Annotated in this window: 10 protein-coding genes; 2 read left to right on the forward strand and 8 right to left on the reverse strand. The window is 64.8% G+C overall.

What is annotated here, in order from left to right; translation table 11 throughout:
• Positions 1–17 precede the first annotated feature (17 nt).
• Entirely contained in the window at positions 18–1,433 is a 1,416-nt protein-coding gene (mdtD, locus tag E8F06_RS21760) for a multidrug transporter subunit MdtD (protein WP_280370920.1), read from the reverse strand.
• A 151-nt stretch (positions 1,434–1,584) separates the two neighbouring features.
• On the opposite strand from mdtD, the gene torT reads away from it, so the two are divergent.
• Positions 1,585–2,616, forward strand: coding sequence for a TMAO reductase system periplasmic protein TorT (gene torT / locus E8F06_RS21765; protein ID WP_280370922.1), 1,032 nt, complete (start codon positions 1,585–1,587; stop codon positions 2,614–2,616).
• Positions 2,617–2,890: 274 nt separating this feature from the next.
• Here torT and betA read toward each other — a convergent pair whose 3' ends face one another.
• The 3 genes from betA to betI (E8F06_RS21780) all read right to left on the reverse strand — a co-directional run bounded on the left by betA (position 2,891) and on the right by betI (E8F06_RS21780) (position 6,795).
• The gene (betA, locus tag E8F06_RS21770; RefSeq protein ID WP_280370923.1) at positions 2,891–4,579 is read right to left on the reverse strand and encodes a choline dehydrogenase; all 1,689 of its coding nucleotides are present in this window, start codon (positions 4,577–4,579) and stop codon (positions 2,891–2,893) included.
• A 102-nt stretch (positions 4,580–4,681) separates the two neighbouring features.
• On the reverse strand, positions 4,682–6,154 hold the full coding sequence (gene betB, locus E8F06_RS21775) for a betaine-aldehyde dehydrogenase (RefSeq protein WP_280370925.1): 1,473 nt from the start codon (positions 6,152–6,154) through the stop codon (positions 4,682–4,684).
• 47 nt (positions 6,155–6,201) lie between these two features.
• Positions 6,202–6,795 carry a transcriptional regulator BetI gene (gene betI / locus E8F06_RS21780; RefSeq protein WP_280370927.1) on the reverse strand — a complete coding sequence of 198 codons (594 nt, stop codon included), beginning with the start codon at positions 6,793–6,795 and terminating at the stop codon, positions 6,202–6,204.
• Positions 6,796–7,082: 287 nt separating this feature from the next.
• Between betI (E8F06_RS21780) and E8F06_RS21785 the strand changes: the two genes are divergently transcribed.
• Entirely contained in the window at positions 7,083–8,627 is a 1,545-nt protein-coding gene (locus E8F06_RS21785; RefSeq protein WP_280370929.1) for a BCCT family transporter, read from the forward strand.
• A gap of 83 nt (positions 8,628–8,710) precedes the next feature.
• Here the strand turns inward: E8F06_RS21785 and betI (E8F06_RS21790) are convergent, their stop codons facing one another.
• The 4 genes from betI (E8F06_RS21790) to E8F06_RS21805 all read right to left on the reverse strand — a co-directional run bounded on the left by betI (E8F06_RS21790) (position 8,711) and on the right by E8F06_RS21805 (position 12,534).
• Positions 8,711–9,391, reverse strand: a complete 681-nt coding sequence (betI, locus tag E8F06_RS21790; RefSeq protein ID WP_280370931.1) for a transcriptional regulator BetI — start codon at positions 9,389–9,391, stop codon at positions 8,711–8,713.
• Positions 9,392–9,655: 264 nt separating this feature from the next.
• On the reverse strand, positions 9,656–10,513 hold the full coding sequence (locus tag E8F06_RS21795) for a glycine betaine ABC transporter substrate-binding protein (protein ID WP_280370933.1): 858 nt from the start codon (positions 10,511–10,513) through the stop codon (positions 9,656–9,658).
• A 154-nt stretch (positions 10,514–10,667) separates the two neighbouring features.
• On the reverse strand, positions 10,668–11,612 hold the full coding sequence (locus E8F06_RS21800; RefSeq protein ID WP_280370935.1) for a choline ABC transporter substrate-binding protein: 945 nt from the start codon (positions 11,610–11,612) through the stop codon (positions 10,668–10,670).
• Between the two features lie 34 nt (positions 11,613–11,646).
• A complete protein-coding gene (locus E8F06_RS21805; protein ID WP_280370937.1) occupies positions 11,647–12,534 on the reverse strand; it encodes a proline/glycine betaine ABC transporter permease in 888 nt (295 codons plus the stop codon).

Consider the following 12,534-nt stretch of genomic DNA (forward strand, 5'->3'; position numbering starts at 1 on the left):
GCGGCACGCCACCCCCGTCACTCGTCGATATCGCGGCTCACTCGGCGCGCGGCGCGGCCGCTGTCCCGCGGCAACTGGAAGAAAATCGCCGCCGCCAGCAGGGTCAGTACGCCAACGCACAGGTAGGTGGCCTGGAAGGCCTCCAGCACGCCCTCCACATCCGGTTTGCCGAAGCCACCGAGCAACGCTGCCGCCACTGCGACGCCCAGGCTCATGGCCAGCTGCATCACCACCGAGAGGAGGCTGTTGCCACTGCTGGCCTGTTGGTCATCGAGGTCGAGCAGGGTGACGGTGTTCATTGCGGTGAACTGCATCGAGTTCACCGCCCCCAGGGCGCCCAGCTGCAGGAGCAGCAGCGGGTAGGGCGTGTCGGTGTCGATCAGCGCCAGGCTGGCGATCATCCCGCCCAGCAGCGCCGTGTTGCCGAGCAGCAGGCGGCGGTAGCCGAGGCGGTCCAGCAACGGTTTGGCCAGGGGCTTGGCGAGCATCGCCGAGAGGGCGAGGGGGATCATGGTCATACCCGCCTTGGCCGGCGAGTAGCCCAGGGCCACTTGCAGCAGCAGCGGCGTGAGGAAGGGCAGGGCGCCGCTGCCCAGGCGTGAGAACAGGTTGCCCAGGATGCCGGCCGCGAAGGTGCGCGTGCGAAACAGCGAGGGCGCGAACAAGGGGCTTTCCACCTGCACCGCGTGCAGCCAGTAAGCGGCCAGGCAAGCCAGGCCGCCGAGCAGCAAGAGCATCACCCGCACATGGGGCAGGTGCAGTTCGCCCAGGCCTTCCAGGGCGATGGTGATCAGCACCATCGCGGTGCCGAAGAGCAGGAAGCCGACCAGGTCCAGGCGCACCGGTCCGCTGCCGCGCAAGTCGGGCATGAACCGCCAGGCGGCCAGGCCGCCGAGCAGACCCACCGGAATGTTGATGAGGAAGATCCAGTGCCAGGAGACGTACTCCACCAGCCAGCCGCCCAGGGTCGGGCCGATGAGTGGGCCGAGCAGGCCGGGCAGGGTGATGAAGCTCATGATGCGCACCAGCTCCGAGCGCGGATAGGCGCGCAGCACCACCAGGCGTCCCACCGGCATCATCAGTGCGCCGCCGAGTCCCTGCACCACCCGGGCCCCCACCAGTTGCGGCAAGGTGGATGACAGGGAGCAGAACAACGAACCGAGGCTGAACAGCAGCACCGCGCCGAAAAACACCCGGCGCGTGCCGAATCGGTCGGCGATCCAGCCGGAGGCCGGAATCAGCAGGGCCACGGTGAGCATGTAGGCGATGATCACCGACTGCATGCGCAGTGGGTCCTCCGCCAGGTCGCGGGCCATGGCCGGGAGAGCCGTGTTGAGGATGGTGCCGTCCAGTGCCTGCATGAAGAAGGCTACCGCCACCAGCCAGGGCAACAGGCGGGCGGTGCGGGCATCGAGGGAGACGGGCTCGGCCATGACGATCCTTCAGTGGGCGACCCTGCGCACTTTAGGCTCCGGCGGATGCTGTTTCCAGCGGGTCACACCAGGACCAATGAGTGCTGGCGCCCGGCTGCCAGGCTTGCCACTATCCATATCCCACTGTTCCTGCCATGGAAGGAATGTCCCCATGCGGACCCTCTGTGCCCTGCTGTTGAGCTGGCTGAGCGCGACCTCCTGCGTCGCGGCGGAGTGGTTTCCGTTGCAGGTCGAGGTGGACGGTCGCCAGGCCAGCTACCAGCCGCTGACCGGAGCGAGCAAGCCCTGGCGCATCTGCGCACTGCTGCCTCACGGCATGGACCGCTACTGGTGGGGCGTGGCCTGGGGGCTGGATGAGGAGGCGCAGCGCCAGGGCGTGCAGCTGGGCGTCTACGAAGCCGGTGGCTACCAGTATCCCGATATGCAGCGTGCGCAACTCACCCGTTGCGGCCAGCTTGCCGCCGATGCCTATGTGATTGCCGCCATCAGCGCCAAAGGCCTCTGCGACGAGATCGCCCTGCTGCACCGGGACAAGGTACCGGTGATCGACCTGATCAACCGCATCGACTGCCCCGGCATTACCGCCCGCAGCCAGGTGGACTTCGCCGACATGGCCAAGGCCGCGATGGCCTACATCATCGAACACAGCAAGGGACGAACGGTGCGCGTGGGCTGGCTGCCAGGGCCCCAGGACGCCGGCTGGGTGGCCGATGCCGAACGTGGCCTGGCCGAGATGGATATGAGCAGCAAGGTGGCGGTGATAAACGGCGGCTACGGCCCGGTGGACCGATCCACCCAGGCGGTGCTGGTGCGCCAGTTGCTGGCCCGCGAACCGGAGCTGGACTACATCCTCGGCAATGCAGAGGCGGCGGCCTTCGCCGGCCAACTGGTGCGTGCCGGCGGCAGCCGCTACAAGGCCCAGGTGGTTTCGCTCTACGCCACCGAGCGGGTGCTGGAAGCCATTGCCGATGGCTCCGTCCTGGCTTCGCCAACGGATTCGCCGGTGATCCAGGCCCGGGTGGCGGTGGACCTGGCGATACGCGCGCTGGAAGGCAAGCCGTCGCCGCAGCGCGTCAGCCCGCGAATCGAAGTGATCGACAAGGGCAACCTCAAGCGCTTCGATATCAGCCACCTGATGCCGCCTAGCGGACACTGGATGATCCGGCAGGAGTTGCCGGAGTAGGGCTCGCAGGATGTCGTTGTTGTAGGGGCGAATTCATTCGCCAAGCAGGCCGAAGGTCTGCCCTGAAGTATGCCGGGGCGACTGCGTCACCCTTTGGCGAATGAATTCGCCCCCACAGTCGTAGGTTGGGTAGAGGAACGAAACCCAACAAGCGGAGTGTCGGGCTGCGCGCCTGTCTGCTGGCCGCCCATCGTTGGGTTTCGCTGCGCTCTACGCCAACCGACAACGACCCCAGGCAAATTACGGCAGGGGCCGTTTCGTTCAGGCTGCCGCCTTACAGCTTGCGCAGCGGCGCGCCACGCACCGGCTTGTCGCCGGCCACGTAGTAGCTGGTGGTGCTGCGCGGCAGCGGTTTGCGGTTGCGGATCTTATCGGCGATTTTCTCGGCGATCATGATGGTGGTCGCGTTGAGGTTGCCGGTGATGATCTCCGGCATGATCGACGCGTCCACCACTCGCAGGCCTTCCATGCCGTGCACGCGGCCCTGGCCATCTACCACCGCCATGTCGTCGGTGCCCATCTTGCAGGAGCAGGACGGGTGGAAGGCGGTTTCCGCATGGGTACGGATGAACTCGTCCAGCTCGGCGTCGCTCTTGAGGTTCGCGCCCGGGCTCAGCTCGCGGCCGCGGTACGGGTCCAGCGCCGGCTGGCCCATGATTTCGCGGGTGATGCGGATGCCGTCGCGGAATTCCTGCCAGTCCTGTTCGTGGGACATGTAGTTGAACAGGATGCTCGGGTGCTTGCGCGGGTCCTTCGATTTCACGTGGATACGGCCACGGCTCAGCGAACGCATGGAGCCCATGTGGGCCTGGAAGCCGTGTTCCTTCACCGCGTTGCTGCCGTTGTAGTTGATCGCCACCGGCAGGAAGTGGAACTGGATGTTCGGCCACTCGAACTGCTCGCGGGTGCGGATGAAGCCGCCGGCCTCGAACTGGTTGCTGGCGCCGAGCCCGGTGCCGAGGAACAGCCACTCGGCACCGATGGCCGGCTGGTTCCACCATTGCAGGGCGGGGAACAGGGACACCGGCTCCTTGCAGGCGTACTGCAGGTAGAGCTCCAGGTGGTCCTGCAGGTTGGCGCCCACGCCCGGCAGGTCGTGCACCACCGGTACGTCGAGGTCGCGCAGCAGGGCGGCCGGGCCTACGCCGGAGCGCTGCAGCAGTTGCGGCGAGGCGATGGCGCCGCTGCACACCAGGACTTCACGACGGGCACGGACGGTGATGGGGTTGTCGTTGTTGCCCTGCAGGTAGGCAACACCGGTGGCCCGCTTGCCGCTGAACAGGATGCGGTCGGTCAGGGCGTGGGTGACGATGGTCAGGTTGGGGCGGCTGCGTGCCTGGTCCAGGTAGCCGCGACCGGTGGCGGCACGCCGGCCTTCCGGGGTCACGGTGCGGTCCATGGGACCGAAGCCTTCCTGCTGGTAGCCGTTGAGGTCTTCGGTACGGGGGAAACCAGCCTGCACGCCGGCTTCGACCATGGCGTGGAACAGCGGGTTGTTGCCGGCCTTGGGCGTGGTCACGCTCACCGGGCCTTCGCCGCCGTGGAAGTCGTTCGGGCCGATGTCGCGGGTTTCCGCCTTGCGGAAATAGGGCAGGCAGTCCAGGTAGGTCCAGTCTTCCAGGCCCGGCATCTTAGCCCAGCCGTCGAAGTCCAGCGCGTTGCCGCGGATGTAGCACATGCCGTTGATCAGCGAGGAGCCACCCAGGCCCTTGCCACGGCCGCACTCCATGCGGCGGTTGTTCATGAAGGGCTCGGGATCGGTCTCGTAGGCCCAGTTGTAGCGGCGGCCCTGCAGCGGATAGGCGAGGGCGGCGGGCATCTGGGTACGGAAATCCATGCGGTAGTCCGGGCCGCCGGCTTCCAGCAGCAGGACGCTGACATCGGAATCTTCGGTCAGGCGGGTGGCCAGCACGTTACCGGCCGAACCGGCTCCGACGATGATGTAATCGAATTCTTGGGACATGTGACTTACCTGCTAGATAACCCGGGGTCGCCCCCGGGGGCACGGCATCTTGTTCTCGGGTGCGGCCCGGTATGCTCCGGGCCGCCAGGGCGCTGGCTCGGGTCAGAACACCGAGTAGTAGTCGCCCATCTCGACCTGTACGGACTTGATGCGGGTGTAGTGGGCCAGGGTGGTCAGGCCGTTCTCGCGGCCGACGCCGGACTGCTTGTAGCCGCCCACCGGCATTTCGGCGGGGGACTCGCCCCAGGTGTTGATCCAGCAGATACCGGCTTCCAGCTTGTGGATCACGCGGTGGGCGCGGGCCAGGTCGCGGGTGACGACGCCGGCGGCCAGGCCGTACTCGGTATCGTTGGCGCGGCGGATGACTTCTTCTTCGGTGTCGTACACCAGGATGCTCATCACCGGGCCGAAGATTTCTTCGCGGACGATGGTCATGTCGTCGGTGCAGTCGCTGAATACGGTTGCGGCCACGTAGGCGCCTTTGGCGTATTCACCGTCGGTGACGCGCTCGCCGCCGATCAGCAGGCGGGCGCCTTCCTTGCGGCCGGCTTCGATGTAGCCGAGCACGCTTTCCATGTGGGCGAAGCTGGTCAGCGGGCCGAAGTTGGTGTTGGCGTCTTCCGGGTTGCCCAGGCGGATGCGCTTGACGCGCTCGATCACCTTGTCTTCGAAGCGGGCCTGCAGGGCGCGCGGTACGAACACGCGGGTGCCGTTGGTGCAGACCTGGCCGGAGCTGAAGAAGTTGGCCATGACGGCGATGTCGGCGGCGCGGTCGAGATCGGCGTCTTCGAAAATGATCAGCGGCGACTTGCCGCCCAGTTCCATGGTCACTTCCTTCAGCGAGGAGCTGGAGGCGCTGGCCATCACTTTCTTGCCGGTGGAGGTGCCGCCGGTGAAGGAAATCTTCTCGATCAGCGGGTGTTCGGTCAGCCACTGACCAACTTCACGGCCGCTGCCGGTGAGGACGTTGAACACGCCGTCCGGTACGCCGGCTTCGGTGTAGATCTCGGCCAGTTTCAGGGCAGTCAGCGGGGTGACTTCGCTGGGCTTGAAGATCATCGCGTTGCCGGCGGCCAGGGCCGGGGCGGATTTCCACATGGCGATCTGCACCGGGTAGTTCCAGGCGCCGATACCGGCGACCACGCCCAGGGGCTCGCGGCGGGTGTAGACGAAGCTGGTTTCGCGCAGCGGGATCTGCTCGCCTTCGATGGCGGGGATCAGGCCGGCGTAGTACTCGATCACGTCGGCGCCGGTGACGATGTCCACGGCTTTGGTTTCGGCCAGCGGCTTGCCGGTGTCCAGGGTTTCCAGTGCGGCCAGCTCGTCGTTGCGCTCACGGAGGATATCCACGGCGCGACGCAGGATGCGCGAACGCTGCATGGCGGTCATCGCGGCCCAGACTTTCTGGCCTTCGACGGCAGCGGCGACGGCACGCTCGACGTCGTCCTTGCTGGCGCGCTGGACGTTGGCCAGGACGTCACCAGTGGCCGGGTTGACGGTCTCGAAGGTGGCGCCGCTGGTAGCGTCGACGTAGCGACCGCCAATGTAGAGCTTCTGTTCTTCGAATCGGGCCATGGTGGTTGTCCTCTCTAGGTCTTGTGTTCGCAAGGCTGCCGGGCGGTTCACGCCGCCTGCTTGGCCAGTTGTTGATCAAGGAATTCGTAGGCGAGCAGGCGGGCCTGCTCGGTTTCGAAGGCTTCGCCGGAGAGCGCGCCGCGCAGCCAGAGGCCGTCGATCAGGGCGGCCAGGCCGCGTGCGGCGGTACGTGCGCTTTCCACATCGAGCTCGCGGCGGAACTGCCAGCAGAGGTTCGAGTACAGGCGCAGGTCGTTGATGCGCTGCAAACGGCGCAGGGACGGCTGGTGCATGCTGCTGGCCCAGAACGCCAGCCAGGTCTTCATGGCCGGGCCGTTGACCTGGGTCTCGTCGAAGTTGCCGTCGATGATGGAGCGGATGTAGCCACGCGCACTGTCGTCGCGCATGGTCTCGCGGCGCTTGCGCACCGCGTCCTGCAGATCGTTCATGAGGAAGCGCATGGTGGCTTCCAGCAGGCCGTTCTTGTCCTGGAAGTAGTGGCTGATGATGCCGTTGGAAACCCCGGCGAGCCGCGCAATGTAGGAAATGCTGGCGTCGCCCATGCCAACCTGGTCCACCGCCTCGAGCGTGGCGTGGATCAGCTGGGTGCGCCGCAGGGGCTGCATTCCGACTTTTGGCATGGGGTTTCCTCCTCTTCCGGAACCATTCCGGACGGGTTGAAATCCAGCCTACTTTATTTTGATTGATCGTTCAAACAACAAAGAATACGATGCGCACCATGGAACGGGATGCGGCAGTTCGCCGCACCTGATTTCAGGCCTTCTGCCGGCGAAAACCACCCGTCGCCGGCCGCTGGCGCGGGTCTGTCGTTGCGTCCATGAGGCGCCTGCTTTCACTGCCCTGGTATTTCCAAATGAGTAAAGCTCCAACAACAACAAACCATGGGAAGGTGCGTCTGAATCCGGTCGTGTTCTACGGATCCACCGCGCTCATCATGCTTCTCACGGTTGCCTTGATTGCGTTCCCGGAAGGCGCCGGCAGTGTGCTCGGCAAGGCCCAGGCCTGGCTGTCGCGCAGCTTCGGCTGGTACTACATGCTGGCTATCGGCGCGTACCTGTTCTTCGTCCTCTATGTCGCCTTCTCCCGCTACGGCAATCTGCGCCTGGGCGCCGACGACAGCCGTCCGGACTTCAGCTACGGCGCCTGGGCCGGCATGCTGTTTTCCTCGGGCATCGGCATTTCGCTGCTGTACTTCGCGGCGTCCGAGCCCATCGACCATCTCTACAACCCGCCGGAAGGCGAGCCGGGCAGCCAGTCCGCCGCGCGCCAGGCATTGCAACTGACCTTCCTCCACTGGGGTGTGCATGGCTGGGCCATCTACGCGCTGGTGGGCCTGGCGGTGGGCTACTTCGCCTATCGTCATAACAAGCCGCTGGCGCTGCGTTCGGCGCTCTACCCGCTGTTCGGCGAACGCCGGATGAAAGGTTCGGTGGGTAACGCGGTGGACTGCTTCGGCATCTTCGTGACCCTGCTGGGCCTGGTGACCAACCTCGGTATCGGCTCGCTGCAGGTGTCTTCCGGTCTGGAATACCTGTTCGGCCTGCCCCACAGCCAAGGTGCGCTGCTGGCGGTGATCCTGGTGATGAGCGCGGTGGCCACCCTGGCCGCGGTGTCGGGTATCGAGAAGGGCATCCGCCGCCTGTCGAACCTGAACATCATCCTATTCAGCGGCCTGCTGGTATTCGTGCTGCTGGCCGGCCAGACCCTGCACCTGCTCAACGGCTTCGTGCAGAACCTGGGTGACTACCTCAACGGCCTGGTGCTGAAGACCTTCGACCTCTACGTCTACACCGGCCAGTCCGGCAAGAGCGAAGAGTGGATGGGCCTGTGGACCCTGTTCTACTGGGCCTGGTGGATTTCCTGGGCGCCCTTCGTCGGCATGTTCGTGGCCCGTATCTCCCGTGGCCGCACTGTGCGCGAACTGGTCAGCGGCGTGCTGCTGATTCCGCTGGGCTTCACCCTGGCCTGGCTGTCGGTGTTCGGCAACAGCGCCATCGACCTGGTGATGAACCAGAACGCGGCGGATCTCGGCAAGGCGGCGCTGGAGCAGCCGGCCATGTCCATCTACCTGCTGCTGGAGCATTACCCCTGGGCCAAGGCGGTGATCGGCCTGTCGATCTGCGTCGGCTTCGTGCTCTTCCTCACCCCGGCCGACTCCGGCTCGGTGATGCTGGCCAACCTGTCCCGCGAGGAAGGCGACCTGGACGAAGACGCGCCGAACTGGCTGCGTATCTTCTGGTCCGTGGTGGTGACCCTGGCGACCATCGGCCTGCTGTTCGCCGGCAACTTCACCGCGATGCAGACGGTGGTGGTGCTGGCTGGCCTGCCGTTCTCGGTGGTGCTGCTGCTGTATATGTTCGCCCTGCTCAAGCAGATGAAGGCGGATGTGGCGGCGATGGAGCATGCGCCGAAGCCGGCGAAAGTCGTCCAGCTGCGAGGCGAAGCGGCCTGATTGGCCAACAGCCTGAAATGAAAAAGCCCGGTCTCTGGACCGGGCTTTTTTGTGTCTGAGGCAAACTTTTTGTGGGGGCGACTTCAGTCGCTAAGTAGGTCGGAGGTTTGCCCCGGGGTGTTGAAAGGGGCCGCTGCGCTGCCCTTGGCGAATGAATTCGCCCCTACATTGGAGTCTTCGGCCTTGGCCAGCTGCTGATCAAGATACTCGTAAGCGATGTGCAGCGCCTGCTCGATATTGAAGGCGTCGCCCGAGAGGGCGCCGCGCAGCCACAGGCCATCGATCAGCGCGGCCAGGCCTCGGGCAGCGGAGCGCGCCTGATCCACGGGCATGGCACGGCGCAGTTCGCAGCAGAGGTTGGAATACAGGCGGTGATCGTTGATCCGCTGCAGGCGGCGCAGGGACGGCTGGTGCATGCTGGCAGCCCAGAAGGCCAGCCAGGTTTTCATTGCCGGGCCGCTGACCTGGCTGTCGTCGAAGTTGCCGGCGACTATGGCCCGCAAGTGTTCGCGCGGGGTGTCGTCGTGCAAGGTGGAGCGACGCTGGCGCACGGCACCGCTGAGGGCGGCCATCAAGTGGCGCATCGTGGCTTCCAGCAGGCCGTTCTTGTCTTGGAAGTAATGGCTGATGATGCCGTTGGAGACCCCGGCAACACGGGCGATATAGGCGATGCTGGCATCGCTGAGGCCTACCTGGTCGACAGCTTCGAGGGTGGCCTGGATCAACTGCGAGCGGCGGATCGGCTGCATTCCGACCTTGGGCATCGGGTATTTCCACCATTTTGTGCGGGAATTGGGAGCGCGCAGTCTAGGGGGAAATTGATTGATCGATCAATCGATGGGATTGATCAAGGTGCATCGGCGGCAGGGGAATGCTTTTGTGGGGGCGATTTCAATCGCTATGCAGGCCGAAGGTCTGCCTGGGAGAGGGGCAACTGCGTTGCCCAAAGCGAATGAATTCGCCCCCACGAAAAGCAGAACGCCCCCGCGGGCGATGGCCGGCGGGGGCGTCCTGGGCGAGGTGGCTGCTTACTTCAGCCACTCATCCACGCGTTGCGGGTTCTTGGCGATCCAGTCCTTGGCGGCAGCTTCCGGCTTGGCGCCTTCGCGGATGGCCAGCATCACCGCACCCACTTCCTCGCCGTTCCAGGAGAATTTCTTCAGGAACGCGGTGGCGTCGGCGGCTTTGGCTTCCAGGCCAGGGTTGACCACGGTGTCGACGTGCTCGTCATCGCCATAGACTTTTTTCGGGTCTTCCAGGAAGCGCAGTTTCCACTTGGCGAACATCCAGTGCGGAATCCAGCCGGTCACCACGATCGGCTTCTGGGCCTTCTCGGCGCGGGTCAGGGCGGTGGCCATGGCCGGGCCGGAGCTGGGCATCAGCTTGATGTCGAGGTTGTACTGCTTGATCGCGTCTTCGGTACGGCGCATTACGCCCGCACCGGCGTCGATGCCGGTGATCTTGCCGTCGAAGTCCTTGCTGTACTTGCTCAGGTCCTCAATGGATTTGGCCTGGACGTAGTCCGGGACGATCAGGCCGATCTTGGCGCCTTTGTAGTTCGAGCCCAGCACCACGACCTTGTCCTTCAGCTTGGCGTAGTACTCGCCGTGGGTGGCCGGCAGCCAGGCGGAGAGGGTGGCGTCCAGGTCGCCACGGGCCACGCCTTGCCACATGATGGCCGGCTCGACGGGTTTCAGCTCGACGCCGTAACCGAGTTTCTCCTTGAGGATTTCGCCCGCGACGTAGGTGGCGGCGACGCTGTCGTCCCAGCCGTTCACGAAGCCGATCTTCAGGGTTGGTTTGTCAGCGGCGTTGGCCATGCCCATGCCGAGGGCAAGGGCGGCGACGCCGAGGGTCTTGAGGTACAGGGATTTCATCTTGCGCATACGTATTGCTCCATCAGGTGGGATTGGCAGCCAACTACGTGGTCGGTGACCCGTTCTCAGGCGGGGTTCGCGACAGTGCCCGTCGTGACCCGTTGCCGGGCCACGATTGGCGAATTGCAAGGAAACGGGCTCCTGTAGGAGGAGCCCCGGGGTGTTACAGGCCGATGTGTTTCTTCACGGCGGTGGCGCCGTCCTGGCCATCGAAGGTGGTGACGCCGGCGAGCCACTTGTCCAGCACGGCCGGGTTGGCCTTGAGCCAGGTGGTGGCGACTTTCACCGGGTCTTCCTTCTCCAGGATCTTCTCCATCAGCTGGCTTTCCATCTGCACGTTGAACTGCAGATTGTTCAGCAGCTTGCCGACGTTGCCGCAACGCTGTTCATAGTCCGGCGGCACCACGGTGTAGACCTTGGCGGCGCCGTAGTCGGGACCGAACACGTCGTCGCCACCGGCCAGGTAGGTGATGTCGAACTGAGTGTTCATCGGGTGCGGGGCCCAGCCGAGGAACACCACCGGTTCCTTCTTCTTCACGGCGCGCTGCACCTGTACCAGCATGCCGGCTTCGGAAGACTCGACCATGCGGAATTGGCCCAGGCCGTACTGGTCGCCCTTGATCATCTTGTCGATCAGCAGGTTGCCGTCGTTACCCGGTTCGATGCCGTAGATCTTGCCGCCGAGCTGGTCCTTGAACTTGGCGATGTCCTGGAAGCTCTTCAGGCCGGCGTCAGCCGCGTAGGTGGGAACCGCCAGGGTGTACTTGGCGCCTTCCAGGTTCGGGGTCGCCAGCACCTTCACGCCGTTGTCCTTGGTGAAGGGCTCGATCACCGCGTCCATGGAGGGCGCCCAGTAGCCGAGGAAGACGTCGATCTGCTTGTTCTTCACGCCGGTGAAGGCGATGGGCACGGACGCCATGATCTTGCGCGGGGTGTAGCCCAGTCCCTCGGTCAGCACCATGGCCACGCCGGTGGTGGCGGCGATGTCGGCCCAGCCGATTTCGGCGAAGCGGACCTGCTTGCAGCTCTGCGGCTCCTGGGCCCAGGCACCCTGGGCCAAGGCGCAGGCCAGCAGGCCCAGTGCAGCGACTTTCTTCATTTTTTTCATTAGCGACTCCCTGACATTGAAAGGTGAAGCGTTCTTAGTGCGCTTGCTGCCGCTGCAATCTGGCGCCGAGTCGACCGAACACACGACCGCGAGTCGCGGTCTGGCGGGTGCCGAAGCTTTCGGTGATACGGTCGAGAATGATTGCCAGCAGTACCACTGCCATGCCGCTCTCGAAGCCCAGGCCGATGTCCAGGCGCTGGATACTGGCGAGCACGTCGTTACCCAGGCCACCGGCGCCGACCATCGACGCGATGATCACCATGGACAACGCCATCATGATGGTCTGGTTCACGCCGGCCATGATCGACGGCATGGCGTTCGGCAGCTGCACTTTGTATAGCAGTTGCCAGCTGTTGCAGCCGAAGGATTGGCCGGCTTCGACGATTTCCTTGTTCACCTGGCGGATACCCAGCGCGGTCAGGCGCACCGCCGGGGGCATGGCGAAGATCACGGTGGCGATGATGCCGGGCACGCGGCCGAGGCCGAAGAGCATCGCTGCCGGAATCAGGTAGACGAACGCCGGCATGGTCTGCATGAAGTCCAGTACCGGACGGATCACATAGGCCACGCGCTCGCTCTTGGCGGCCCAGATACCCAGCGGAATGCCGAGCAGCAGGCTGATCAAGGTGGAGGAGAAGGTCAGGCCGAGGGTGACCACGGTCTGTTCCCAGAACCCGGTCATCACGATCAGGATCAGCGAGGCCGCGGTGAAGGCAGCGAACTTGGCGCCGATACGCCAGAAGCCCAGGCCCACGAACACGGCGATGATCACCCAGGCCGGCGGCCAGAGCAGGAAGCGCTCAATCAGCTCGGAGAAGCCGCTGACCACATTGCCGACGCTTTCGAAGGCGCCGCTGTAGTTTTCGAGCAGGTGCTGGACGACGTCATTCACCCAGCTGCCAAGATCCAGTTTCTCGCTCAT

The sequence above is a fragment of the Pseudomonas sp. BN411 genome (assembly GCF_029871235.1).
Taxonomy (GTDB): Bacteria; Pseudomonadota; Gammaproteobacteria; order Pseudomonadales; family Pseudomonadaceae; genus Metapseudomonas.